General features: G+C 64.3%; 23 protein-coding genes. 13 read left to right on the forward strand and 10 right to left on the reverse strand.

The annotated features are described in order from the left end of the window. Nucleotides 1-3 precede the first annotated feature (3 nt). Nucleotides 4-981, reverse strand: a complete 978-nt coding sequence (gene cysK, locus ABIB95_RS18725) for a cysteine synthase A (protein ID WP_063983177.1) — start codon at nt 979-981, stop codon at nt 4-6. A gap of 223 nt (nt 982-1,204) precedes the next feature. Here cysK and ABIB95_RS18730 point away from each other — a divergent pair, with 223 nt between their 5' ends. Then, complete coding sequence (locus tag ABIB95_RS18730) at nt 1,205-1,423, forward strand: hypothetical protein (RefSeq protein WP_063983176.1); 219 nt, start codon at nt 1,205-1,207, stop codon at nt 1,421-1,423. Here the strand turns inward: ABIB95_RS18730 and tgt are convergent, their stop codons facing one another. After that, a complete protein-coding gene (gene tgt, locus ABIB95_RS18735; RefSeq protein ID WP_063983175.1) occupies nt 1,424-2,572 on the reverse strand; it encodes a tRNA guanosine(34) transglycosylase Tgt in 1,149 nt (382 codons plus the stop codon). It lies immediately after the preceding gene. A 243-nt stretch (nt 2,573-2,815) separates the two neighbouring features. Here tgt and ABIB95_RS18740 point away from each other — a divergent pair, with 243 nt between their 5' ends. From ABIB95_RS18740 to ABIB95_RS18755, 4 genes are all read left to right on the forward strand, one after another. Continuing rightward, on the forward strand, nt 2,816-3,970 hold the full coding sequence (locus tag ABIB95_RS18740; protein WP_063983174.1) for a patatin-like phospholipase family protein: 1,155 nt from the start codon (nt 2,816-2,818) through the stop codon (nt 3,968-3,970). Nucleotides 3,971-4,105: 135 nt separating this feature from the next. Further along, nucleotides 4,106-4,852 carry a TetR/AcrR family transcriptional regulator gene (locus ABIB95_RS18745; protein WP_354078853.1) on the forward strand — a complete coding sequence of 249 codons (747 nt, stop codon included), beginning with the start codon at nt 4,106-4,108 and terminating at the stop codon, nt 4,850-4,852. A 251-nt stretch (nt 4,853-5,103) separates the two neighbouring features. Then, the gene (locus tag ABIB95_RS18750; protein ID WP_208086976.1) at nt 5,104-5,706 is read left to right on the forward strand and encodes a PepSY domain-containing protein; all 603 of its coding nucleotides are present in this window, start codon (nt 5,104-5,106) and stop codon (nt 5,704-5,706) included. A gap of 218 nt (nt 5,707-5,924) precedes the next feature. Further along, complete coding sequence (locus ABIB95_RS18755; protein WP_354241124.1) at nt 5,925-6,962, forward strand: aspartate-semialdehyde dehydrogenase; 1,038 nt, start codon at nt 5,925-5,927, stop codon at nt 6,960-6,962. Nucleotides 6,963-7,062: 100 nt separating this feature from the next. Here ABIB95_RS18755 and queA read toward each other — a convergent pair whose 3' ends face one another. From queA to coaD, 5 genes are all read right to left on the reverse strand, one after another. Continuing rightward, complete coding sequence (gene queA, locus ABIB95_RS18760) at nt 7,063-8,136, reverse strand: tRNA preQ1(34) S-adenosylmethionine ribosyltransferase-isomerase QueA (protein WP_354241126.1); 1,074 nt, start codon at nt 8,134-8,136, stop codon at nt 7,063-7,065. Nucleotides 8,137-8,279: 143 nt separating this feature from the next. Further along, on the reverse strand, nt 8,280-8,744 hold the full coding sequence (locus ABIB95_RS18765) for a peptidylprolyl isomerase (protein WP_071913717.1): 465 nt from the start codon (nt 8,742-8,744) through the stop codon (nt 8,280-8,282). After that, nucleotides 8,741-9,151, reverse strand: a complete 411-nt coding sequence (locus ABIB95_RS18770) for a UCP034077 family protein (protein ID WP_354241128.1) — start codon at nt 9,149-9,151, stop codon at nt 8,741-8,743. The genes ABIB95_RS18765 and ABIB95_RS18770 overlap by 4 nt, the downstream gene beginning before the upstream one ends. A 9-nt stretch (nt 9,152-9,160) precedes the next feature. After that, a complete protein-coding gene (locus ABIB95_RS18775) occupies nt 9,161-9,736 on the reverse strand; it encodes a peptidylprolyl isomerase (protein ID WP_135213705.1) in 576 nt (191 codons plus the stop codon). Between the two features lie 40 nt (nt 9,737-9,776). Then, entirely contained in the window at nt 9,777-10,274 is a 498-nt protein-coding gene (gene coaD, locus ABIB95_RS18780) for a pantetheine-phosphate adenylyltransferase (protein ID WP_085404698.1), read from the reverse strand. Nucleotides 10,275-10,523: 249 nt separating this feature from the next. Between coaD and ABIB95_RS18785 the strand changes: the two genes are divergently transcribed. From ABIB95_RS18785 to ABIB95_RS18805, 5 genes are all read left to right on the forward strand, one after another. Further along, nucleotides 10,524-10,781: a hypothetical protein gene (locus ABIB95_RS18785; RefSeq protein ID WP_063983166.1), complete on the forward strand. Its 258-nt coding sequence runs from the start codon at nt 10,524-10,526 to the stop codon at nt 10,779-10,781. Nucleotides 10,782-10,973: 192 nt separating this feature from the next. Beyond that, entirely contained in the window at nt 10,974-12,827 is a 1,854-nt protein-coding gene (locus tag ABIB95_RS18790; RefSeq protein ID WP_354241163.1) for a potassium transporter Kup, read from the forward strand. Nucleotides 12,828-13,197: 370 nt separating this feature from the next. Next, nucleotides 13,198-15,600, forward strand: coding sequence for a TonB-dependent siderophore receptor (locus ABIB95_RS18795; RefSeq protein WP_354241130.1), 2,403 nt, complete (start codon nt 13,198-13,200; stop codon nt 15,598-15,600). Nucleotides 15,601-15,604: 4 nt separating this feature from the next. Then, a complete protein-coding gene (locus ABIB95_RS18800) occupies nt 15,605-16,768 on the forward strand; it encodes a PepSY-associated TM helix domain-containing protein (protein WP_354241132.1) in 1,164 nt (387 codons plus the stop codon). Then, nucleotides 16,765-16,959, forward strand: coding sequence for a hypothetical protein (locus ABIB95_RS18805; protein WP_283016573.1), 195 nt, complete (start codon nt 16,765-16,767; stop codon nt 16,957-16,959). The genes ABIB95_RS18800 and ABIB95_RS18805 overlap by 4 nt, the downstream gene beginning before the upstream one ends. Nucleotides 16,960-17,047: 88 nt before the next feature. Here the strand turns inward: ABIB95_RS18805 and gyrA are convergent, their stop codons facing one another. The 3 genes from gyrA to ABIB95_RS18820 form a co-directional block, all read right to left on the reverse strand. Continuing rightward, nucleotides 17,048-19,786, reverse strand: a complete 2,739-nt coding sequence (gene gyrA, locus ABIB95_RS18810; RefSeq protein WP_166096653.1) for a DNA gyrase subunit A — start codon at nt 19,784-19,786, stop codon at nt 17,048-17,050. Between the two features lie 168 nt (nt 19,787-19,954). Then, entirely contained in the window at nt 19,955-20,353 is a 399-nt protein-coding gene (locus ABIB95_RS18815; RefSeq protein ID WP_166096654.1) for a DUF2306 domain-containing protein, read from the reverse strand. Between the two features lie 202 nt (nt 20,354-20,555). Continuing rightward, nucleotides 20,556-21,053, reverse strand: coding sequence for a single-stranded DNA-binding protein (locus tag ABIB95_RS18820; RefSeq protein WP_028153432.1), 498 nt, complete (start codon nt 21,051-21,053; stop codon nt 20,556-20,558). A gap of 449 nt (nt 21,054-21,502) precedes the next feature. On the opposite strand from ABIB95_RS18820, the gene ABIB95_RS18825 reads away from it, so the two are divergent. The 3 genes from ABIB95_RS18825 (at nt 21,503) to ABIB95_RS18835 (ending at nt 24,163) form a co-directional block, all read left to right on the forward strand. Beyond that, the gene (locus ABIB95_RS18825; RefSeq protein WP_354241135.1) at nt 21,503-22,264 is read left to right on the forward strand and encodes an outer membrane protein; all 762 of its coding nucleotides are present in this window, start codon (nt 21,503-21,505) and stop codon (nt 22,262-22,264) included. A 233-nt stretch (nt 22,265-22,497) separates the two neighbouring features. Then, nucleotides 22,498-23,187 carry an outer membrane protein gene (locus ABIB95_RS18830; protein ID WP_354241137.1) on the forward strand — a complete coding sequence of 230 codons (690 nt, stop codon included), beginning with the start codon at nt 22,498-22,500 and terminating at the stop codon, nt 23,185-23,187. A gap of 223 nt (nt 23,188-23,410) precedes the next feature. Beyond that, nucleotides 23,411-24,163, forward strand: coding sequence for an outer membrane protein (locus ABIB95_RS18835; RefSeq protein ID WP_354241139.1), 753 nt, complete (start codon nt 23,411-23,413; stop codon nt 24,161-24,163). The last annotated feature ends 29 nt before the right edge of the window (nt 24,164-24,192 follow it).

The raw sequence follows: 24,192 nt of genomic DNA on the forward strand, positions 1-24,192 counted from the left end.
GTCCTAGATTCCCTCAAACAGAGCCGTCGAAAGATACCGCTCGGAGAAGGACGGCACTATAGCCAGAATGGTTTTTCCCGCAGCTTCCGGCCGCTTGCCGATCTGGAGCGCAGCTGCGATCGCCGCGCCCGAGGAGATGCCGCCGGGAATGCCCTCATGCCGCGCCAGCGCCCGGGTGGTCTCGATCGCGGTCGTCGAGTTGATCTTCACGATCTCGTCAATCACCGAGCGGTCGAGGATGTCGGGCACGAAGCCGGCGCCGATGCCCTGGATCTTGTGCGGCGTGTGCTGGCCGCCTGAGAGCACCGGGCTTTCCTCCGGCTCGACCGCCACGACCCGCAGGGACGGCTTGCGCGGCTTGAGCATCTGGCCGACGCCGGTGATGGTGCCGCCGGTACCGACGCCGGCGACGAAGAAATCGACGTTGCCGCCGGTGTCGTTCCAGATCTCCTCGGCGGTGGTGCGACGGTGCACCTCGGGATTGGCGAGGTTCTTGAACTGCTGCGGCATGACCGAATTCGGCGTCGTCTTCAGGAGCTCCTCGGCGGTTGCGATCGCGCCCTTCATGCCCTGTGCCGCCGGCGTCAGCACCAGCTCGGCGCCGAGAAAGGCCAGCATCTTGCGCCGCTCGATCGACATCGATTCCGGCATCACCAGCTTGAGCCGGTAACCGCGCGAGGCCGCGACGAAGGCGAGCGCGATGCCGGTGTTGCCCGAGGTCGGCTCGATCAGCACGGTGTCGGGCTTGACGATGCCGGCCTTCTCCATCGCGATGATCATGGCCGCGCCGATGCGATCCTTCACGCTCGCGGCGGGATTGAAATATTCAAGTTTTGCCAAAATCGTCGCGTTGACGCCGTGCATGCCCGGCAGCCGCTGCAAGCGCACGATCGGCGTGTCGCCAAAGGCCTCGACGATCGAAGAGTAGATCCGGCCGCGGCCGGGCTGGTGCGCTGCACCCGTGTTGGACGATGCGTCCATGATGAACTCCCTGTGACGACAATTTCTGTTTCTGCAGCGTCTCTTGCGCAGTAACGGACAGCTTGGGACGACACGCAAGCGACAATGCGGCACATGTTAAATACGCTGCATCGCAAAATCGCGTGAGCTGTAATTATCAGAAAACCAACGCATTTGTGTTGCGACCTCGTCAACTGATTCGGTCTATGTTAGACTTAGGTCTCAAAGCAGAGAGGTCACCACGATGTCAGCAATCGCTGAAGTGTTGTCGACCGTCGCACATCACCGCGCCCCGCGTTGCAGCGAGTTGCCGACCTGCGCCGTCTGCGCCGACTCGATGGTCGCCGCCGAAGCATCCGCCTACATCTCTGACCATATGATCAGCTATCTCTGGACCTGCGACAATTGCGGCTACGGCTTCGTGACCAAGCACGCCGTCAAGCAGCGGATCGTCTGCAACTGACTAGCGCGGGGCGATGTCGCCCCTCGCCCAGTCCTGGCGCGTACGCTGGTAGAACTCGTCGAACGTCCCGTGTGCGATCGCGTCCCTGATGCCCTGCATCAGGAACTGGTAGTAGGCGATATTGATCTCGGAGAGCAGCATGGCTCCCAGCGTCTCGCCCGCCTTGACGAGATGATGCAGGTAGGCGCGCGCGTAGTTGCACGCCGACGGCCAGGAACTCTCTGCGTCGAGCGGACGCGGATCGTCGGCGTGGCGCGCGTTGCGCAAATTGACCTGGCCGAAGCGCGTGAAGGCAACGCCATGGCGGCCATTGCGCGTCGGCATCACGCAATCGAACATGTCGATGCCGCGCTTGACCGCTTCGAGGATGTCGTCCGGCGTGCCGACGCCCATCAGGTAACGCGGCCGCTCTCTCGGCAGCATCGGTGCGGTCTCGTCGATCATCGCCAGCATGACCGCCTGTGGCTCGCCGACGGCAAGACCGCCGATCGCATAGCCGTGGAAACCGATTGCAACGAGGCCTTCGGCGCTGGCGTGACGAAGCTGCGGCACGTCGCCGCCCTGCACGATACCGAACAGCATGTAGCCGTCCGGCGCACTCTCGAAGGCGCGCTTGCTTCGCTCGGCCCAGCGCAGCGACAGCCGCATCGCCCGTTCGATGTCGTCCCGCTCGGCCGGCAGCCGCACGCATTCGTCCATCTGCATGGCAATGTCGGAGCCTAGGAAGCGCTGCACCTCGATCGAGCGCTCCGGTGACAGTTCGACCTTGGCGCCGTCGATATGCGAACGGAATGTGACGGCGTTCTCGGTGACCTTGCGCAGGTCCGACAGCGACATCACCTGGAATCCGCCGGAATCCGTCAGCATCGGCCCGTTCCAGCCGGTGAACCGCTGCAGGCCGCCGAGCGCCGAGATCCGCTCGGCGCCGGGACGCAGCATCAGATGATAGGTGTTGCCGAGCACGATGTCGGCGCCGGCCTCGCGCACCTCACGCCAGTGCATGCCCTTCATGGCGCCGGCGGTTCCGACCGGCATGAAGGCCGGCGTCCGCACCACGCCATGCGGCGTGGTCAGGCGCCCGGTGCGCGCGGCGCCATCGGTGGCGAGCAGCTCGAAATGATTGGGTAGACCTGTGTCGGGAAGATTCATGGTCGTGCTTATTGCGTGTCGGAAGAGGCTGATCAACCCGCTCGGACCACACCAGAGCCGACTTGTGGCTCAGACCGGGACACATTTGACGCCGACTTGATCGCCCGGCGCGCTTGCCAAACAAAACGATACAGTGTAGTTTTTGCGCGGGGCTGGACGAGATGCCGCGGTGAATTTTGCCGGCGGCAGTATTTGCGTGATCGCCAGCCACCGACAATGCCCTCCGCTTCATGTTCGACCGAAATGTCCGGCCCCTCGCGCGGCTGGATCAGACAGACAGGCGCCCGCCTGACCGGATTCCTGGTTCTGGCGTGCAGCCTGGCACTCGGCGCCTGCACCTCCCTGCCCCGCACGCCCTATACGGCCGCCGAGGCCAGCACGTCGCGCGTGCTCGATATCGACGGCCTGCGCCGCTACGCCGACGAGCCCGTCACGAAATTCAGCTTCGAGAAGGACACCAGCACCGCGACGAAGTCCTATCTGGCGCTCTCCGGCGGCGGCGCCGATGGCGCCTATGGCGTCGGCGTGCTGAGCGGTTGGACCGCTGCCAGAACCCGTCCCACCTTCTCGGTCGTCTCGGGCGTGAGCACCGGCGGCCTGATCGCACCCTTTGCGTTCCTCGGCTCGCAATATGACGACACGCTCAGGGAGGTCTACACCAGCGGCATCGCGGAGAGCCTCCTGAACGATCCCAGCATCATGCGTGTGCTGTTCGGATCCGGCCTGTTCGGCAACACGCGGCTGCGCGAGCTCGTCGCCCGCTATGTCGGTCCGGAGATCATGGCGCAGGTCGCGCGTGAAAACGCCAAGGGCCGAAAGCTGCTGGTGGTGACCACCGATCTCGACACCCAGCGGACCGCCATCTGGGACATGGGCAAGATCGCAGCGGTCGGAACACCCGAGGCGCTAAAACTGTTTCGCGACGTGATGGCGGCTTCCGCCAGCATTCCCCTGGTGTTTCCGCCTATCATGATCGACGCCGAAGGCCAGGGCCGCAGATTTCAGGAGATGCATGTCGACGGCGGCGTGACGGCGCCGGTGCTGACGCTGCCGGAAGCCCTGCTCTCCCAGGACCGCCTGCCCGGCAACGCGCGGATGAACATCTACATCCTCGTCAACAAGAAGATCGAACGCAATTTCGAGCTCGTGTCCAACAGCACCATCGACGTCGCCTCGCGCAGCCTGTCGTCGATCACCCAGTCGCAGACGCGCTCGATCATCTTCTCGACCTATGATTTCGCCAAGCGCAACAATCTCGGCTTCCACCTCTCCTACATCGCGCGCGATTACCCCGCGCCGCCTTCGGAAGGGTTCGACACCGCCTATATGCGGGCGCTGTATCAGTACGGATACGAGAAGGCTGCCTCCGGCCAGGCCTGGACTTCGAAGCTGCCGTGATCTCTCGTGACGGAACGAGACCGTGCCGAAACCGTTGACGATATGGCCAATTCGGCCAGATTCGCGATGACGCCCCCGCTCCCGCGCGATATAGAGCAAATGACGACGACTAGAAGCGCGCAGGAATCATTGGGCATGGGATTGACTGCGACCAAGACAAAACCGGCAGCGCCACGGCGCGAGTTGCCGAAATCACGCGGCGGCCGCCCGACGAAAACCGCTGCGATCGAGCGCGATCAGCGGCTGATCGAGGTTGCCACCCGCCTGTTCCTTGATCGCGGCTTCGACGCGACCTCGCTCGACGCGGTCGCGGAAGCGGCCCGGGTCAGCAAACCCACCGTCTATTCCCGTTACGGGGACAAGCGCGGCCTGTTTGCCGCCGTGCTGAGGCGCGAAATCGCGCGCTGGCTTGCGCCGCTATCGGCAGCCGCCGAGACCCAGCTCTCCAGCGCCTCGGACATTTCGGTCGAGCAGCGGCTGGTCGAGATCGGCCGGGAGATGCTCACCTTCACTTGCGGGCCCGATGCCGTCGCATTCAGCCGCATGATGACGTCGCAGGCCATCAACTTCCCCGACATCGCCAAGCTCGGCAAGGAGGAAGGCTGGCTGAAGGCCGTCGCCACCACGGCCCGCTTCTTCGACCGTCTGGTGGCGCAGGGCGCACTCGACGTCGACGACACCACGATCGCGGCAGAGGTGTTTCTCGACGTCGTCGTCGGTCACACCCACCGCCTGGCGACGTTCGGCACGGCGCTGGAATTGAAGGCCGCCGAGAAGCGCATGCGCGCGGCGATCAAGCTGTTCCTGGCCGGCGCGCTGGGACCCGCGGACCGCATCCAGAGCGCCGCAAAGGGCACACAGCGGCGGCGCCCGTCCCGCTGACAATTCCGTGAGGTAGCGACGTTTCCCCCTAGAGGTTATGCCCGCGTCGTTGACCAAAACAAAACGATACGGTATGGTTTAGTTATAAGCGATACGGACCGCTTTTTCACCAGCCCCAAAGGGGTCCGTACCGCCCAAGATCGCCGTGCCGGGTCCAGCCCGCTGCGACGCTCCGCGGCCGGCCGATGCCCAAGGTCGGCCGCGAATTCTTTACGATCATCCGGCACACTCGCTGGCCGAGGGTTTCGAGCATGACGACAGCCAAACGATTGACCGCGCGATTACTTGCGATCGCCTTGCCCGCGCTGCTCCTTGCCGCGCCGGCGCAGGCGATCGTCACCACGGGCACGCCAACCGCGCTTCACGGCGACACAGATGGTGATGCTGAAGCAGACCGCCAAGCGGTCAGCCGCGAAATCGAACGATTCCGCAGCTCATCGATCTCGATCAGCCAGGCCATGGCGATTGCGGAAGCCCGTCATGCCGGCGCCACGACGGCGGATGTGAGTTTCGACGGAGCCTCCGGCGTGCCGGTCTACCGGGTGAAGACACTGCACAACGACCGCATCTGGCGCCACACCATCAACGCCGCAACCGGCGAGCTCGTCGGCGGCGAAGCCGCCCTCCCCCTCGCCGAACTCGATCTCGACGACCGCAGCAACCTCGCAGCGCTCGGTGCCATCAAGCACCGCCTTGCGGATGCCGTGCACGTCGCCGAACGTGCGGCCTCGGGAAAGGCGATCAGCGGCGGACTGGTCCGCGAACGCGGCCGGCTGAATTTCGCGATCGTCGTCATCAGCGGCGATAACCTCAAGGAGGTCATCCTGGAGCCGCCGGGCGCCCGGACGAAGTAGCGGCGGCCACAATCCCGCCGAAAAGCCATTGACGGGCGCGAAACTCTCCCGCATAAGTCGCCGCCATGTTCACGACCACCAAACGCACGACTAAAACCACCACGGCCTTCGGGGCCCGGGGAGGCGTGCGCGCGTAGGTCGTCGACTTAAACGCAATCCACTCTACCGAAGCTCCGACCTCTGGTCCGGGGCTTTTTTGTTGTCTTCAGCTCAATGCAATGGAGGAGAATGTGAGTAACGATCCCGTCGTCGCGATTGTCGGCGTCACCGGTGCGGTGGGCGCCGAATTCATCGCCACCATGGACAAGCGCGGCTTTCGCGTCGGCAAGCTCAAGGCGCTCGCAAGCGCCCGCTCGGCCGGCAAGACGGTGTCGTTCCGAGGGCAGAACGTCGTCATCGAGGAGCTCACCGAGCGCGCCTTCGAGGGCGTCGACATCGCGCTGTTCTCGGCCGGCGGCAGCATCTCCAAGAAGTTCGCGCCTGTAGCGGTCAAGGCCGGCGCCGTCGTGGTCGACAACTCCTCCGCCTTCCGGATGGACCCCAACGTGCCGCTGGTGATCCCCGAGATCAACGCCAACCGGATCCGCGACCACAAGGGCATCATCGCCAACCCGAACTGCGCCGCGATCACCGCGCTGGTGCCGCTCTGGCCGATCCACCAGACGAACCGCATCAAGCGCGTCATCATCTCGACCTACCAGGCGGCCTCGGGCGCCGGCGCCGCCGCGATGGACGAGCTCGTCGAGTCCACCCGCGCCAATCTCAACGGGCAGGTCTATACGCCCAAGGTGATGCCGCACCCCTACGCCTTCAATCTCTTCAACCACAACACCGCCGTCGATCCCGAGACCGGCTACAACGACGAAGAGACCAAGGTCATCAACGAAACCCGCAAGATCTTCGAGGACGAAAAGATCGCGATCGGCGTGACCTGCGTCCGCGTACCGGTGCTGCGCGCCCATTGCGAGGCCATCACCTTCGAATGCGAGAAGCCGATCAGCGAGGACCAGGTCCGTGCCATCATGGCGCAGGCGCCCGGCGTGAAGCTCGTCGACGACCGCGTGAAGAACTACTTCCCGATGCCGATCGACGCCTCGGGCCAGGACGACGTCCTGGTCGGCCGCATCCGCAAGGATCTCAGCGATCCCTCAGGGCATTCGATCTCGATGTTCGTGGCGGCGGACCAGCTGCTCAAGGGCGCCGCGCTGAACGCGGTGCAGATCGCGGAGCTGTTGCCGCAGCGCGTGATGGCGTAGCGGAAGGTGCCGTAGGGTGGATTAGCCGAAGGTGTAATCCACCTCTTTACAGTTCACTCGGACAGAGCAGTGGTGGGTTACACCTTACGGCTAACCCACCCTACGGCTCCGCCCGAAACAACAAGCACGCATCCCCGTACGAATAGAACCGGTACCCTTTCGCGATCGCGTGCGCATACGCCTGCTGCATCGCCTCGAGCCCGGAGAAGGCCGACACCAGCATGAACAGCGTCGACTTCGGCAAATGGAAATTGGTCAGCAGGATATCGACGGCACGGAAGCGATAGCCGGGGGTGATGAAGATCGACGTCTCGGCCGCGAACGGCTGGATGGTGCCGTCCTCGCTGGCCGCGCTTTCGAGCAGCCGCAGTGACGTCGTGCCGACGGCGATGATGCGCCCGCCATTCTGCCGTGCGGTGTTGAGCCGCTCCGCCGTCTCGGCGGAGATCGTGCCCCACTCGGCATGCATCTTGTGGCCTTCGGTGTCGTCCACCTTCACCGGCAGGAAGGTCCCTGCCCCGACGTGCAGCGTGACGCGGTTGATGCCGACGCCGCGGTCGCTCAGCGCCTGCTCCAGCGCCGGGGTGAAATGCAGGCCCGCGGTGGGAGCCGCGACGGCGCCTTCATTGGCCGCGAACATGGTCTGGTAGTCCGCGAGGTCCTGATCGTCGGGCGTGCGCTTCGAGGCGATATAGGGCGGCAGCGGCGGGCTGCCGAGATCTTCGATCGCCTGATCCAGCGCCGGGCCGTGAAACGAGAATGACAGTGTCACTTCACCATCGGTGCCCTTGGCCTCGACCTCGGCGTCGAGATGGCCGAGCAGGCAAACCTTGCCCTCGTTGCCGAAGCGGATGCGGTCGCCTGCCACGAGCTTTTTTGCCGGCTTCACCAGTGCCTGCCAGCGCGAGCCGTCGAGGCGCTTGATCAGCGTCGCCTCGATCTTGGGCTCGGTCTCGCGGCCGATGCGGCGGCCCTTGAGCTGCGCCGCAATCACCTTGGTGTCGTTGACGACGAGCTGGTCGCCCGCCTTCAGCCATTGCGGCAGCTCGGAAATGAGCTGGTCGCGCAGCGCGCCGCCTTCCACGACCAGCATCTTCGCGGAGTCGCGCGGGCTCGCCGGGCGCAACGCGATGCGCTCGGCGGGCAGATCGAAATCGAAGAGATCAGTGCGCATGTCGGGCTCAGCGCCACGCAGTCAGACCCTCATGGTGAGGAGGCGCGTAGCGCCGTCTCGAACCATGAAGGCCGAGCTGCAACAGCGGGGCCTTCATCCTTCGAGGCGCGCGTTCCGCGCTCCTCAGGATGAGGGTTGAGCGGTCACTCCGCGTCCGCGGCCATCCGCGCCTTGACGATCTTGTCGGGGTTCTGGACGGGCTCGCCGCGCTTGATCTTGTCGACGTTCTCCATGCCCTCGGTGACCTTGCCCCACACCGTGTACTGGTTGTCGAGGAAGCGGGCGTCGTCGAAGACGATGAAGAACTGGCTGTCGCCGGAATCGGGGCTGGCGGCGCGGGCCATCGAGGTGGTGCCGCGCACATGCGGTTCCTTGTTGAACTCGGCCTTCAGCTTCTTGCCGGAGCCGCCGGTGCCGGTGCCCTGCGGGCAGCCGGTCTGCGCCATGAAGCCCTCGATCACGCGGTGGAACACGATGCCGTCGTAAAAGCCCTCGCGGACCAGTTCCTTGATGCGCGCAACGTGGCCGGGCGCGAGATCGGGCCGCATCTCGATGGTGACGGGGCCCTGCGTGGTCTCGAGGATCAGGGTGTTTTCGGTGACGCTCATGCTCGTCTCTCTTGCGTTGGGGGTGAAGTCTTCCGGTTACGGAACTGGATCGCGAATGGACGTCCCGCGGCGGCGCCGGCCATTGCATCGGTAAATGGCATCGGCGTGCAGCGTTGCAGCGCCTCCATCACCGCGACCCGGTATTGCAGCCGGTCATTGTCGGAGGCCTCCGCGGATTCATAGGTAATCCTCGGGTGGCCCAGAATGTTTCCGGCCCGGTTAAAGCTCACGACGACGGTGATGTCGATAGGGCGAGCCTTGCTGGGCGGCGGCGGCTTCCAGCAGGTCCGCAAGTGCTGGAAGATGTCCTGGATGGTGTTGACCTCTGCGTCCCCGGCGGCCGCGCCGGAAACGCCTGAAAGCAGCAGCGCGGCAGCCAGCAGAAGCCTAATGCCACAGCGCGGCATGGTCCCATCCTATTTGATGTCGGAGGCGACCTGGACCTTCACCATCTTGTCGGGATCGGTGACGGCACCGCCGGCCGAACCGGGCGGTGCCTTCTTCAGCTTGTCGACGACGTCCATGCCCTGCACGACCTCGCCGATCACGGTGTACTGGTTGTCGAGGCTGCCGCCGTCCGCGAACATGATGAAGAACTGCGAGTTGGCGCTGTCGACGCTGTCGCCGCGCCGCGCCATCCCGACGATGCCGCGGGCGAAATGAACCTTGGAGAATTCCTGCTTCAGGTTCGGATATTTCGAGCCGCCGGTGCCGTTGAATTTCTCGCCGTCGCCGGTCTGGGCCATGAAGCCGTCCATCACGCGATGGAACGGCACGTTGTTGTAATAGCCCTCGCGCGCGAGCTGCTTGATGCGCTCGGCATGCTGGGGCGCAATGTCGTTCCGCAGCTTGATGACGATGCGGCCCTTGGTGGTGTCGATGACGATGGCGTTGGCCTTGTCGAGGTTCGCCGGCAGCTGCTGCGCCACCGCCGGGACCGCACTGAAGAGCGCGGCAAAGATCGTGGCAAGAATTGCGAGACGACGGATCATGAGAACTCCGGATCAGGTAGTAGGATGACGAATTGCGCCGTTATCCGGCGAATTTGGCCTTGAGCAGGTTGGCGACGAGCGGCGGCACGAAGGTCGAGATATCTCCGCCCATGGCCGCGATCTGACGCACCAAGGTGCCGGTAATTGGGCGGACGGCCGGAGAGGCCGGCAGGAACACGGTTTGGACGTCGGGCGCCATGGCGCCGTTCATCCCGGCGAGCTGCATCTCGTAGTCGAGGTCGGTGCCATCGCGCAGACCCCGAATCATGACAGTCGCGCCGTGCCTGCGTGCCGCGGTGACCGCAAGATCGTCGTAGGTCACGGCCTCAAGCGTACAGCCGACCTGGGCCGCGACCGGCCCGCAGACGTCATGGAGCATCTTGAGCCGCTCCTCAGTTGAGAACAGCGGCTTCTTGCCGGGATGGACCCCGATCGCGACCACGAGCCGATCGCACAGGGGGACACTGTTCCGGACCACGTCCAGATGGCCGTTGGTGATGGGGTCAAAGGAACCCGGATAGAAGGCGATACGCGGCATGTCCCCGTCCTACCGCGCCCGGCCCGGCCCGGCAAGCCAGACGGGTTCCCTGCCGGTTTTTCGGCGGCGCCGAGTCGGAATTCCCCGAATTGTTTCGTCCTCGGGACGACCATGAAACAAAACGAAGTGCGAACGAAACCATTTCGGGCGTCCGCGAAGACGTCCGGAAACTGGCCATGGTTACTAATCCACCCAACGAATGACGGGCCGCACAACTGGGCGTAGCGGCCGCATCACAGGGGACCGTCAATGATCAAGACCATCTCGGCCATCGCTATTGCTGCGTTTGTTGCCGCCGCTCTCACCGTCCTTCCCGGTTTCGCTCCGTCCGTCGAAGCAAGCGTCCCGCAGCCGCTGGCCAAGAGCGACCGCCTCGATATCCGCACCGTCGGCAGGGACTGCTCGCAGCAGGCTTGGCCGAACTTCGAGGCATCCTGCCTGCGGCAGGCCGGCACCAAGGCCAATATCCGCGAGGCCCGCCTCGTGACCGCCGACCGGACCCCGTAGTCGGGGCTGTCAGCTTCGCGTCATATAAACCCCGAGATGAATCCCATGGATATTTGCGACGTCCCGTCGCAGACTGTCTGATGCTCGCGCCCGTCGGAATGGCCCGGCGGGCGCGATCCCATCGGGGGGTCGACCTTGTCCAGTACGCCCGCAGTCGTTTCCGGCCATCACCCTGACCCTCTGCCGATTGCCATGACCATGGGCGCCCTCGGGGTTGTCTATGGCGATATCGGCACCAGCCCCCTCTACGCCCTGAAGGAAGCCGCCAAGGCGGCCGCCCATGGCGCTACGGTGACTCCCGAAGCTGTCCTGGGCGTTGCCTCGCTGATCCTCTGGGCGCTGCTGCTGATCATCTCGCTGAAATATGCGCTTCTGATCCTGCGCGCGGACAATCGCGGCGAAGGCGGCATCGTCGCGCTGCTGGCGCTATTGCATGCCCGCCACGCCCAGCCCGGCACCTGGCGCGCGCATCTCCTGGTGGTCGGCCTCGTCGGCGCTGCTCTCCTTTATGGCGACGGCGCGATCACCCCGGCGATCTCGGTGCTCTCAGCCATCGAAGGCCTCAAGGTCGATGCGCCCTCGCTCGCGCCGGTCGTCGTGCCCATCACCGTCGCCATCCTGATCGGGCTGTTCATGATCCAGAAGCAGGGCACGGGCTTCATCGGCCGCATCTTCGGGCCTGTGATGCTGGCCTGGTTCTTCGTGCTGGCCGCGCTCGGCGTCCACGGCATCGTCAAGGCCCCGGCTGTGCTCGCGGCACTGAGCCCGCTCTATGCCTTCAACTTCCTGATCCACCAGGACTTCCACATCTCCTTCGCGATCCTCGGCGCCGCCTTCCTGGCGGTGACCGGCGGTGAAGCGATGTATGCCGATATGGGCCATTTCGGCCGCTTCCCGATCCGGCTTGCCTGGTTCGCGATCTGCCTGCCCGCGCTGGTGCTGAACTACTTTGGGCAGGCCGCGCTGCTGATCACCGATCCCGCGATGATCGAGAACCCCTTCTTTCAGCTCTGCCCGGACGCCCTGCACTATCCGCTGGTCGCCTTCTCGGCGCTCGCGACCGTGATCGCCTCGCAGGCGATCATCTCCGGCGTGTTCTCGCTGACCCAGCAATCGATCCAGCTCGGCTTCCTGCCGCGCATGCAGATCCGCCACACCACGAGCCACGCGATGGGCCAGATCTACGTGCCGCTGGTGAACTGGCTGCTCGCTGCCGCAACGCTCGGCGCGGTCCTGAGCTTCGGCACCTCGGAAGCACTCGCCGGCGCCTACGGCATCGCGGTGTCGCTGCTGATGGCGATCACCACGCTGCTCGCGGCCCTGGTCGCGATCCAGTGGGGCTATTCGCCGTGGATCGTGGTCGCCGTCAACGGCTTCTTCTTCGTGATCGACGTGATCTTCTTCTCCGCCAATTCGATCAAGCTGTTCGAGGGCGGCTGGTTTCCGCTGCTGCTCGCGGCCCTCGTCGCCTTCATGATGCTGACCTGGCGCAGCGGCGTGAGGCTGGTCGAGGCGGCGCGCGCGAAGCTGCGCCAGCCCGAGGAGGACCTGATCGAGACCGCGGTCAACAAGTGCAGGGCCAGACTGCCCGGGACCGCCGTCTTCCTGGCATCCGCGCCGCGCGGCGTGCCGCTGGCGCTGACGCAATTCGTCAAGCACAACCACGTGCTGCATGAGCGCATCGTCCTCGTCACCGTGCTGATCGAGGAATCCCCGCACATCACCGATGAAGACCGCGCCGAGGTGATCGAGATCATCCCCGGTATCACCCGCGCGGTCCTGCACTACGGCTTCATGCAGAATCCGACGATCTATGCCGGCCTGACGCTCGCCTGCCGCCAGGGCAAGCTGCCCGGCATCGACCTCTCCGACATCACCTACTATGTCGGCCGCGAGACCATCATCCCGAGCGAGGACATTCCGGGCATGTGGGTCTGGCGCGAAGGCCTGTTCGCCTTCCTCCAGCGCAACGCCGAACGCTCCGCCGCGTTCTTCGGCGTGCCGACGAGGCAGGTGGTGGAGTTCGGCACTGAGCTGGAGATCTGATCGTCGTGCGGATCGCCCGTTCAGGGCAAGGCAGGCTTCGCACCACGCGTCTCGATGAGATGCCGATCACCGACAGGTAGAGCTCGTCACGCTCCGCTTACCCGGGAGTGTGCGACATTCGCGCGCACCTCAATCTTGTCTGGCCCATCACCAGACATACGCAGCAACAAATTCCAATGTTTTGTCGATCAGTTAGCTTCGCTTTTTTAGAAGTTCTAAGAATGTCTCCAATTATGACGTTTCGAGTGATTCAAAATTCGTCCAACTCGACGCTCGCAATGTCGCCATCTAACACGCGCGCGGGTGCGAAGTCGCGTGAGGTCAGAAGGATCATCCCGCCGGCGCGGCGATCGCCGGATGGGGCGCTGACATGGAATGCGATGGACACGGCCTGCGTGGTCGTGCGGACTATTTTTTAAGGAACACTTTCAAGAGCACAGCCAGCGCACTCACGCTCGGCTGCTTGCTGATGGCCGTCACGCCGGTGAACGCGCAGAACACTGGCCAATCCGGTGCATCCGCGTTGCCGCCGGTGACAGTCGACGCACCCGTTCAGCGCGCGCAACGTCCGGTCCAGGTCCGGCGCAACGCATCGGCGCGGCGCAGTGCGAGCCAGCGGTCCGCTCAACAGGCCAACCGTTCGACAGTACAGCCGGAGCCCCAAGCGCTGGTGGGAACAGCAGCACGCGTCAATGCCGGGACCAACGGATTCGTCGCAACGCGCGCCTCTGGCGCGACCAAGACGGATTCATCGATCATGTCGACGCCGGCATCGATCGCCGTCATCACTCGCGACGAAATGAATGTGCGGCAGGCGCAGAGCATCCGCGACCTCTTGCGCTACGCGCCAGGAATCTATTTCAGCAACGATACCGATTTCCGCTTTCAGAACGTCAGCGCGCGCGGCTTCAGCCTCGAAACATATCTGGACGGGCTGCGGCTCCAGGGCGGACCGTTCGGTGCGCCGCGGGTCGATCCCTATTTGCTCGAGCGCGCCGAGGTGATCACCGGGCCGGCATCAATTCTCTACGGCGCCGCCTCGCCCGGCGGCATCCTCAACCTCGTCAGCAAGCGCCCGACTGAAAATCCGTTCGGAGAAGTCTCCCTGCAAACCGGCTCGTTCAACCGGATCCAGGGCGCCTTCGATGTCGGCGGCCCCGTCGACAAGGACAAGACGCTGCTCTACCGCGTCACCGGTATCGGCCTCAACGCCGACACCCAGGTCGACAATATCGGCGAGCAAAGATTTTCGATCGCGCCGGCCTGGACGTGGCGTCCGAGTATCGACACCACCATCACCTTCCTGACGAGCTACCGGCAGGACCCGAAGGGTGGTGCCTTCGCGCTCTTGCCGATCCAGGGCACGCTGGTGCCGGGGACGTTCGGGCAGATCCCGCGCAATTTCTTTGCCGGCGATCTCAACTACGAGACTCTCAAATACAAGCAGGCAACCGCCGGCTACGAGTTCGAGCATCGTTTCGACGACGTCTTCACGGTGCGCCAGAACGTACGCTACCTGCACAATGAGCTCAGCTATGTCGAGGTGCAGCCCGGCGGGTTCACGACGACGGGCGCGGGCGGCACGCTCCGGCTGGTCGACGGCCGCACGATCAACCGGAGCTACTTCTCGACCAACGAGAACCTCGACACATTCGCTGCCGACAACCAGCTCCAGGCCAAGTTCAACATGGGACCGTTGCAGCATACGGTCCTCGCAGGGGTCGACTACCAGCGGTTCGACTTCAACAATCTCGCCCGCTTCGCGGCCACCAACACGCTCGACATCCTGGCGCCGAATTACACGCAGAACATCGCCGTCCCCACGGCGCTCTTCCAGAACCTCGACCAGCACCTGTCGCAGCGCGGCCTCTACGTCCAGGACGAGGCCAGGCTCGGCCGGCTCACCGTGCTTGGCGGAATCCGCTACGACTGGGCCGAGGGCAATACACTGGCCCAGAACACCGGCGTTCGCGTCCTGAACGACGACCAGAAGCCAACCGGCCGCATTGGCGCGATCTACAATTTCGACAACGGCATTGCGCCCTATGTCAGCTACTCGACCTCGTTCCAGCCGACCTCGGTCGGCACGCTGCTGAACGGCCAGCCGTTCAAGCCGACCACCGGCGAGCAGTATGAGGGCGGCTTGAAGTATCAGCCGGTCGGGACCAATCTGATGTTCACGGCCGCGGTCTACGACCTCAAGCAGCAGAACGTGGCAACGGTCATCAGCGGCCCCGGCATTCCCGCCAACACCACGGCGCAGGTTGGCGAGGTCAGTTCGCGCGGGTTCGAAGGATCCGTCGTCGGCAGCCCCCTGCCCGGCTTGAGCCTGCGTGGGCAGTACTCCTATCTCGACAACCGGATCAGTTCGCCCCAGGACGTCAATTTCGGCAAGCGGCTCGCCAACGTCCCGATACACACCGCCTCGCTCTGGGCCAACTATCTGGTGCAGGGCGGTCCTGCCACCGGCTTCGGCTTCGGCGGCGGCGTCCGCTACGTCCACGACATGTACACGACCAACGCCAACAATCTGACGGTTCCGACCATCGTGCCGGGCGTCTTCCTGCCCGCCGCCACGGTGCCGGCCAGCACGGTGTTCGATGCGGTGCTGTCCTATGATTTCGGGATGCGGTATCAGCAGTGGAAGGGCCTCAGTGCGGCGGTGAACGTCAACAACGTGTTCGACAAGACCTATGTCTCGTTATGCACGGCCGGCGGCTGCCGCTGGGCGCTGGGGCGCACGGTGCTGGCGACGCTGACCTACCGGTGGTGAGAGGATGACAGCACAGTCAGTCAAATGGTGGTCGCTGGTCCACAAATGGACCAGCCTGGTCTGCACGCTATTCCTCCTGATGCTTTGCATCACCGGGCTCCCACTGATCTTTCATGACGAGATCGACGAGCTCTTCAAGTCGGAAGCCTCGGCCCGAGAGCTCCCGGCGGATACTCCGCAGGCTCCGCTAAGCCGGCTGGTCGACGCCGCCAAGGCGCGCTATCCGCAGCGCTACCTCCAGGTGCTCGGCTGGGACGACGATCGCGCCAACGTCGTCAACGTGTTCCTCTCGGCTACGCCCGAAGCTCCCCCCGGCCAACGTTTCCTGAAGCTGTCATTCGATTCCAGGACCGCGGAACTGATCGGCGAAGACACGCAGCAGGGCGGCCTGATGAGCGCCATCCGCATATTCCACCGCGACATGTTCTTGGGGTTGCCGGGCGAACTGTTTCTCAGCGTCATGGGCCTGCTGTTTGTCATCGCGATCGTTTCCGGCATCATGCTCTACGCGCCCTTCATGCGCCGGCTCAACTTCGGCACGGTGCGTCATATCGGCGCGTCGCGGGTCAAATGGCTCGACCTGCACAATCTGATCGGCGGAGTGACTCTCATATGGCTGCTTGCCGTCGGCGTCACCGGCGTCATCAACACGATATCATTGCCGCTGTTCTCCGCCTGGCGCGCGGAGGTGATGCCGGAGCTGATCGCGCCGCACTTGGGCAAGCCGCCGCTTGCGAAATGGGCCGACGTCGACGACGTCATGGCCGCAGCACGTCGGGCGCTCGACGGCAATACGCCGGCCAGCATCATCTTTCCGACGGTCGCACGGTTCGGGACACCACGGCACTTCATCGTCTGGACCAAGGGCACGACGCCGATCACCTCGCGCCTGTTCACGCCCGCGATGCTCGACGCCGAAACCGGGCAGCTCGTCACCGCGCGTGGCCTGCCGTGGTATCTCAGGGCGTTGCAGGTGTCGCGCCCGCTGCATTTCGGCGATTACGGCGGCCTGCCGCTCAAGATCATCTGGGCGCTGCTCGACCTCGCCGCCATCGTCGTGCTCGGAAGCGGCGTCTATCTCTGGCTCGGCAAGCGCAAATCGCCTCGCCTCACCGCGCACGCGCAGGACCGGCCGCCCGTCGTCGCGACATCCGGGCTTCGCCCATGAAACGCGAGCGTCACACCGCGGACGAGATCTTTCGCTGGCCGTTCCTGCTCGGGGTGCTCACCCTCGTCGGGCTGGCGTCGGCGCTGCTCGGGGACGATGGCTGGGACGCGCTGTCCTGGGCGGCACTGGCCGTTCCGCTGGCTGTGCTCGGCTGGAAGGCATCGCGCCGGCCGCAGCTTCCGGGATCATAGGCCCGCAGCGGCGCGTTGTGGCACGCCGGTCCTGTCCGATCGACAGCAACCGTCAGCCGGAGACGGCACCCGACAGGAGCGGCTCGATCTACGAGCCGTTCCCGTTCTCGCCGTTCCCGCTCTCGGCCTCTTCCGTGATGTGCTCGACCGAGACGACGTGCTCGTCCTCGGCCGTGTCGAACACGATCACGCCCTGGGTCGAGCGGCCGGCGACGCGGATGCCTTCGACCGGGCAGCGGATCAGCTGACCCTTGTCGGTGACCAGCATGATCTGGTCGGCGTCTTCCACCGGGAATGAGGCCACCAGGTTGCCGTTGCGGTTGTTGACGCTCATGGCGACGATGCCTTTGCCGCCGCGGCCGGTGGTGCGGTACTCGTAGGACGAGGTCCGCTTGCCGTAGCCGTTGACGGAGACGGTGAGCACGACCTGCTCGGCCGCCGACATCTCGATATAGCGCTCCTGCGGAAGCTGGAAGCTGCCGGAGGTCTCCTCGGCCTCGGCATCCACTGCGGGCTCCTCGGTCGTGGCCTCGCCGGCGACGGCGCGGCGCATCTTCAAATAGGCCGAGCGCTCGTCCGAAGAGGTCTCGACATGGCGCAGGATCGCCAGCGAGATCACCTTGTCGCCCTCGCCGAGCGCAATGCCGCGCACGCCCATCGAGGTGCGCCCGGTGAAGACGCGCACGTCGGTGACGGGGAAGCGGATGCACTGGCCGCCGGCGCCGGTCAAAAGCACGTCGTCGTGCTCGGTGCAGATCTGCACGTCCACGATCGCTTCATTCTCGTCGAGCTTCATGGCGATGATGCCGGAGCGGCGGACGTCGACGAAGTCGGACAGCTTGTTGCGCCGGACGTTGCCGCCGGTGGTGGCGAACATCACGTCGAGGTTGCCCCAGGTCGATTCATCCTCCGGCAGCGGCATGATGGTGGTGATGCGCTCGCCCTGCTCCAGCGGCAGGATGTTGATGAGCGCCTTGCCGCGCGCGTTCGGCGCGGCCATCGGCAGGCGCCAGACCTTCTCCTTGTAGACCTGGCCGCGCGACGAGAAGAACAGCACCGGCGTGTGCGTCGACGCCACGAACAGACGGCTGACGAAATCCTCGTCGCGGGTCTGCATGCCGGCGCGGCCCTTGCCGCCGCGGCGCTGCGCCCGATAGGCCGACAGCGGCACGCGCTTGACGTAGCCGGCGTGGGAGACGGTGACGACCATGTCCTCGCGCTGGATCAGGTCCTCGTCCTCGACCTCGCCCTCCTGCTCGATGATCACGGTGCGGCGCGGGGTCGCGAACTCGGCCTTCACCTCGGCAAGCTCGGTCTTGATGATGCCCAGCACGCGGGCGCGCGAGCGCAGGATGTCGAGATAGTCGGCGATCTCGCCGGCGAGCTTGTCGAGCTCGTCGCGGATTTCGTCGCGGCCGAGTGCGGTGAGGCGCTGAAGGCGCAGGTCGAGAATGGCCCTCGCCTGTTCCATCGACAGCCGGATCGTGCCGTCCTCGCTGATGCGGTGGCGCGGATCGTCGATCAGCGTCAGCATGTCCTCGACGTCCCGTGCCGGCCAGTCGCGCGACATCAGGGTGTCGCGGGCAGTGGTCGGGTCGGGCGAGGTCCGGATGACGCGGATCATCTCGTCGATATTCGCGACCGCGATCGCCAGACCAACCAGGATGTGGGCGCGATCGCGCGCCTTGGCGAGCAGGAACTTGGTGCGACGCGTGACGACCCGCTCGCGGAAGTCGACGAAGATCGCCAGCAGGTCCTTCAGATGCATGATCCGCGGACGGCCGCTGTCGAGCGCCACCATGTTGACGCCGAAGCTCGTCTGCAGCGGCGTGAATCGGTACAGCTGATTCAGCACCACATCCGGCACGGCGTCGCGCTTCAATTCGATGACGACGCGGTAGCCGTCGCGGTCGGATTCATCGCGCAGGTCGCCGATGCCCTCGATCTTCTTTTCCTTGACCAGCTCGGCGATGCGCTCGACCATCGTCGCCTTGTTCACCTGGTAGGGAATCTCGGTGATGATGATCGCCTCGCGCTCCTTGCGGATGGTCTCGATCGCGACCTTGCCGCGCATGACGATGGAGCCGCGGCCGAGGTGATAGGCGGCGCGGATGCCCGCGCGTCCGAGAATGACACCGCCGGTCGGGAAATCCGGTCCCGGAACGATGTTGATGAGCTCCTCGATGGTGAGCGCAGGATTGTCGATCAACGCGACACAGGCGTCGATGACCTCGCCGAGATTGTGCGGCGGGATGTTGGTCGCCATGCCGACCGCGATGCCGCCCGCCCCGTTGACGAGGAGGTTCGGGAACTTGGCCGGCAGGACCGACGGCTCGGTTTCGTTGTTGTCGTAGTTCGGCTGGAAGTCGACGGTGTCCTTGTCGATGTCGGCCAGCAGAGCCAACGCCACCTTCGTCAGTCGCGCTTCGGTGTACCGATAGGCGGCCGGGGGATCGCCGTCGACCGAGCCGAAATTGCCCTGGCCGTCGATGAGCGGCACGCGCATCGAGAAGTCCTGCGCCATCCGGACCATGGCGTCGTAGATCGACTGGTCGCCATGCGGATGATATTTACCGATCACGTCACCGACCACGCGCGCCGACTTGACGTACTTCTTGTCGGGCGTGTGCCCCTGCTCGTTCATCGAGTAGAGGATGCGACGATGAACCGGCTTCAACCCGTCGCGCGCATCAGGCAGCGCACGCGCCACGATCACGCTCATCGCGTAATCGAGGTAGGACTTCTTCATCTCCTCGTAGATGGAAACGGGACGAATGTCCGAGGGTTGCGCCGGCTGGTCGCCGGGCTTGTTGTCGTCGTCAGCCAAGGGGAAATCCGGTGAGATTTTATCTGGGAATCATATAGCGCATCGCCCCCCTGATAACCACCCTTGCGAGGTCTGGGGAAGCGGTTTTTCCGACTGTTTTTCCAGAGACTTACGAGCTCAGCACCACTGCCTCGAGCGAAGTCGGAATGAGCCGCCGGGAACCACGTCCTAGGCTCCGAAAATGACCCGGTGCATGATCCGTCCAGGCACAAGCGTGAACAGCCCGGCAATGACCAGCGCGCCGACGAACGTCATGATCATGATGCGCCGGTGATCGGCGACCCGGTGGGTGTGCGCCCGCCACACCGCGAGCGGCAGCATCACCAGCGTGAAGATCGATAGGAGATGGATCGGGCTGAACGGCCCGACCAGACGGATCTGGTGGATCCAGAACGACGATGCCGCAACGACCGCCATGAGCCCCACCCAGATCCAGCCGATCGTCCGGTGCGGCAGCGTTCCCTTGGGGGCGGCAAACTGAACGAGGCCGAGCACGAAGGCGGCCATGGCGGCAAAGGCATGCAGCGGGATCGCCGGAGCAGCCTCAAGCAGTGGCGCAACGCTCATGCAGGGCTTCCTCTAATCGACGGCCGACCCATGTGAATAGGATTAACATCAAGTTAATACCATTCACATCGTGCCTCGTCAAAGGCTTGAGGCAGCACATGAGGCAAGCCCGCAAAAACCGAGCCTTGCCCGTCAATTGGTAAGGAATCCTGTCGCTCTACGCGAGCAAGGTGACATCAGGGGCGAAGCGCCCCCGCCCGTCTCAGAACGGGATGTCGTCGTCCATGTCGCTGTTGCGGCCACCGCCGCCGCCGGCGGCAACGGCACGGCGCGGCGCGCTGCTGACGGGACCGGAGGAGCCGAAATCGCCGCCCGGCTCGTCGCCGAAGCTGCCGCCTCCACCGCCGCCGCGGCCGTCGAGCATCGTCAGGGTCGAGTTGAAGCCCTGGAGCACGACCTCGGTGGAGTACTTCTCGGCGCCGCTCTGGTCGGTCCATTTGCGGGTCTGGAGCGCGCCCTCGATGTAAACCTTCGCGCCCTTCTTCAGGTACTGCTCGGCGACCTTGCAGAGCCCTTCATTGAAGATCACGACGCGATGCCACTCGGTCTTTTCCTTGCGCTCGCCGCTGTTCTTGTCGCGCCAGGTCTCCGAGGTGGCGATGCTCAAATTCGCGATCGGCCGCCCGTCCTGGGTGCGGCGGATTTCGGGATCCTTGCCGAGATTTCCAACCAGAATGACCTTGTTGACGCTTCCCGCCATCGCCGCTCTCCACTCCGAATGCCACTGAATTTTAGAAGGCCCGGGACGCGCCCGCGTCCTCTGCAACCTGTTGACGCGACCCTATACGCTTGCGCGGACGGATCGGCCCGTCACCCCTCCACTTATCCCCATATATAGCACCCCTGACGGGTTCGTTCCAGATTTGTTCTTATGACACCCCTCACCTTGTTGCATTGGCAAGACGACACCGCGCTGCACAAAGACGGCCTGCGCCAAATGGAATTTCCCCGAATTCCTGAGGACGGCGAAACAGCTTAACATTCATCAAGTTAGAAGCAGTTCAGATGCCGCCCGACTGTTGCATTCCGGAGACGGACTCCGCCTCCCGCCTAAGCTACGCTTGCCGCGAAATTAGATTCTTATAGGCGTCGCGCCTGATCAGCCGCTTCGGGGACTTCGAAAAGCGGTCAGAAACTGGGGGGACTGCAATGAATAAGATTTTGATTGGTATTACTGGTGCAATCGCGTTGGGGCTGTCGGCTCCCGCAAGCGCGGCAGATCTCGCTGCGCGTCCCTACACCAAGGCTCCGGCACCGATGATCGCGACCATCTACGACTGGAGCGGCTTCTACATCGGTATCAACGGCGGCGGCGGCACCAGCCACAAGTGCTGGGACGTCGATATCGGCGGTGGCGTTCTCGTAGGCGAAGGCTGCCACAACGCGACCGGCGGCACGGTCGGCGGCCAGGTCGGCTACCGCTGGCAGTCAGCCAACTGGGTGTTCGGCTTCGAAGGCCAGGGCAACTGGGCCGATTTCTCGGGTGACAACATCAGTGCGATCAGCGGCCTGCGCGATCGTTCGAAGATCAACGCCTTCGGCCTGATTACCGGTCAGGTCGGTTACGCCTGGAACAACGTCCTGGTCTACGTGAAGGGCGGCGGCGCCGTCGTCGGCGATCGCTACCGCAGCTTCGACGTCGCCAGCGGCCTCGAGTTCGACCGGGCCAACGAGACCCGTTGGGGCGGCACCGTGGGTGCGGGCGTCGAGTTCGGATTCGCCCCGAACTGGACCGTGGGTTTCGAATACGACCACATCTTCCTCGGCAACCGCACCATCGGCTTCACCGGATCCGGCAATTTCGCCCCGCTCGGCGTTGCCACACGCTCCGATCGCATCAGCCAGGACGTCGATATCGGCCTCGTCCGCGTGAACTATCGCTGGGGCGGCCCGATGATCGCAAGATACTGACATCCCTCTGAAATCGCTTGGAGATCAAAGGCCGGCCTCGCGCCGGCCTTTTTGCGTGGGCAACGGGAATTATAGGTCAGTCACCGTTACGTTTTGCGATTATTGTGGCTTTTGGGAGACACAACTTGCGGCTTTGCTCGTGTAAGCACGACATCAGTTGGACCACGGCGTCCGATGTCCTTCCGAACGCACGGAAGGCAAAAACAGAAACCGGGACTGGGATTAGTTTGAAAATGAAGAAGGTTTTGTTGGCTTCGGCCTGTTTGTTCGCTCTCGCTGCTCCGGCTTCGGCCGCTGATCTCGCGGCGCGCCCCTACACCAAGGCTCCGGTGGCGGTGGCCTCGGTCTACAACTGGACCGGCTTCTACCTCGGTATCGTCGGCGGCGGCGCCTGGGAAAACGGTTCCGGCGACCCGAAGATGAAGGGTGGCTTCGTCGGCGGCACCGCCGGCTACAACTGGCAGACTGGCAACGTCGTGTTCGGCGTCGAGGCGGATGGTTCCTGGGCTGACGTCAGCGCTTCGGTGACCGGCGCCACTGTTGTTCCCGGCTTCGGCGTTGTGACCGCAACGGCGAGCTCGAAGACCGATGCCATGGGCACCATGCGCGGCCGTATCGGCTACGCCGTCAATCAGGTCCTGTTCTACGGCACCGGCGGCTACGCCTGGATCGACAACAAGATCAGCCTCTCCGCTCTCGGCTTGACCGCGTCGGACAGCAAGTGGCACTCCGGCTGGACCGTTGGTGCGGGCGTCGAGGCGTTCTTCGCTCCGCAGTGGTCGGTCAAGGGCGAGTACCTCTATCGCAGCCTCGGCGGCGAGACCTACTTCTCGGGCGCCCTGCCCACCGGCACGCTCAACTTCCACACCCTGCAGGTCGGCGTGAACTATCACTTCGGGGGCCCGGTGGTCGCGAAGTACTGAGCTTCGCTTCCAACGCATCGCGTTACGAAAGGCCGGCCTTGCGCCGGCCTTTTTGTTTTTGCGCGTACCGATCCAGGCCAACCGATTCCCAGCGTTTTCGGGGAGAGCTGTGGCATCCCGGTGACACAACCTTCGGCTTCAATGGTGTAGAGCGATGACATCGGTTGGGTCATTGGGTCGGCCGTTTTTTGCCGACAAAGAGAAACGAAACTGGGGAATTGAAATGAAGAAGGTTTTGCTGGCCTCGGCCAGTCTGTTCGCACTCAGCGCGTTGGCTCCCGCCTCGGCGGCCGATTTGGCGGCCCGCCCCTACACCAAGGCGCCCATTGCTGTGGCCTCGGTCTACAACTGGTCCGGCTTCTATCTCGGCATCAACGGCGGCGGCGCCTCGAGCCGCAACTGCTGGGATGTCAACAACATCTTCGGCTTTGCGGGTCCGGACACGGCTGAAGGCTGTCACAATGCGACCGGCGGCGTCGTCGGTGGCCAGGTCGGTTATCGCTGGCAGTCGGCCAACTGGGTGTTCGGCCTTGAAGCCCAGGGCGACTGGGCCAACCTGAAGGGTTCGAATACGAGCTTGGTGCTTGCCCCGCCCCCGCTGGTCAACCAGACCAAGATCGATGGGATTGGCTTGTTCACCGGCCAGGTCGGCTATGCCTGGAACAACGTGCTCTGGTACGTGAAGGGCGGCGCGGCCGTCACGCACGCCAAGTACAACGGTCTAATCGGCGGCGTTGTCCTCGACAGTGCAAGCGAGACGCGCTGGGGCGGCGCGGTCGGCACCGGCCTCGAATTCGGTTTCGCGCCGAACTGGTCCGTTGCGATCGAATACGACCATCTGTTCATGGGCAAGCGCAACAACTCGTTCACGTTTCTCGGCATCAACGACCGCATCGACCGTATCAAGCAGGACGTCGACATGGGCACGGTCCGCGTGAACTACACCTTCGGCGGCCCGGTCGTGGCGAAGTACTAACCGTCGCCTCCGACGCCATCGCGTTACGA

It is taken from the genome of Bradyrhizobium sp. LA2.1 (genome assembly GCF_040547725.1).
In the GTDB taxonomy this organism is placed as follows: domain Bacteria; phylum Pseudomonadota; class Alphaproteobacteria; order Rhizobiales; family Xanthobacteraceae; genus Bradyrhizobium; species Bradyrhizobium barranii.

Excerpts from the sequence above, each read along its gene's own strand:
- ABIB95_RS18790 (WP_354241163.1), top strand. The coding sequence starts at position 10,974 with ATGACCATGGGCGCCCTCGGGGTTGTCTATGGCGATATCGGCACCAGC.
- ABIB95_RS18785 (WP_063983166.1), top strand. The coding sequence starts at position 10,524 with ATGATCAAGACCATCTCGGCCATCGCTATTGCTGCGTTTGTTGCCGCC.
- ABIB95_RS18765 (WP_071913717.1), bottom strand. The coding sequence starts at position 8,744 with ATGAGCGTCACCGAAAACACCCTGATCCTCGAGACCACGCAGGGCCCC.
- ABIB95_RS18750 (WP_208086976.1), top strand. The coding sequence starts at position 5,104 with ATGACGACAGCCAAACGATTGACCGCGCGATTACTTGCGATCGCCTTG.
- ABIB95_RS18835 (WP_354241139.1), top strand. The coding sequence starts at position 23,411 with ATGAAGAAGGTTTTGCTGGCCTCGGCCAGTCTGTTCGCACTCAGCGCG.
- ABIB95_RS18825 (WP_354241135.1), top strand. The coding sequence starts at position 21,503 with ATGAATAAGATTTTGATTGGTATTACTGGTGCAATCGCGTTGGGGCTG.
- ABIB95_RS18805 (WP_283016573.1), top strand. The coding sequence starts at position 16,765 with ATGAAACGCGAGCGTCACACCGCGGACGAGATCTTTCGCTGGCCGTTC.
- ABIB95_RS18815 (WP_166096654.1), bottom strand. The coding sequence starts at position 20,353 with ATGAGCGTTGCGCCACTGCTTGAGGCTGCTCCGGCGATCCCGCTGCAT.
- ABIB95_RS18770 (WP_354241128.1), bottom strand. The coding sequence starts at position 9,151 with ATGCCGCGCTGTGGCATTAGGCTTCTGCTGGCTGCCGCGCTGCTGCTT.
- ABIB95_RS18740 (WP_063983174.1), top strand. The coding sequence starts at position 2,816 with ATGTCCGGCCCCTCGCGCGGCTGGATCAGACAGACAGGCGCCCGCCTG.
- ABIB95_RS18745 (WP_354078853.1), top strand. The coding sequence starts at position 4,106 with ATGGGATTGACTGCGACCAAGACAAAACCGGCAGCGCCACGGCGCGAG.
- ABIB95_RS18830 (WP_354241137.1), top strand. The coding sequence starts at position 22,498 with ATGAAGAAGGTTTTGTTGGCTTCGGCCTGTTTGTTCGCTCTCGCTGCT.
- tgt (WP_063983175.1), bottom strand. The coding sequence starts at position 2,572 with ATGAATCTTCCCGACACAGGTCTACCCAATCATTTCGAGCTGCTCGCC.
- ABIB95_RS18800 (WP_354241132.1), top strand. The coding sequence starts at position 15,605 with ATGACAGCACAGTCAGTCAAATGGTGGTCGCTGGTCCACAAATGGACC.
- cysK (WP_063983177.1), bottom strand. The coding sequence starts at position 981 with ATGGACGCATCGTCCAACACGGGTGCAGCGCACCAGCCCGGCCGCGGC.
- queA (WP_354241126.1), bottom strand. The coding sequence starts at position 8,136 with ATGCGCACTGATCTCTTCGATTTCGATCTGCCCGCCGAGCGCATCGCG.
- ABIB95_RS18795 (WP_354241130.1), top strand. The coding sequence starts at position 13,198 with ATGGAATGCGATGGACACGGCCTGCGTGGTCGTGCGGACTATTTTTTA.
- ABIB95_RS18820 (WP_028153432.1), bottom strand. The coding sequence starts at position 21,053 with ATGGCGGGAAGCGTCAACAAGGTCATTCTGGTTGGAAATCTCGGCAAG.
- ABIB95_RS18730 (WP_063983176.1), top strand. The coding sequence starts at position 1,205 with ATGTCAGCAATCGCTGAAGTGTTGTCGACCGTCGCACATCACCGCGCC.
- ABIB95_RS18755 (WP_354241124.1), top strand. The coding sequence starts at position 5,925 with ATGGAGGAGAATGTGAGTAACGATCCCGTCGTCGCGATTGTCGGCGTC.
- coaD (WP_085404698.1), bottom strand. The coding sequence starts at position 10,274 with ATGCCGCGTATCGCCTTCTATCCGGGTTCCTTTGACCCCATCACCAAC.
- ABIB95_RS18775 (WP_135213705.1), bottom strand. The coding sequence starts at position 9,736 with ATGATCCGTCGTCTCGCAATTCTTGCCACGATCTTTGCCGCGCTCTTC.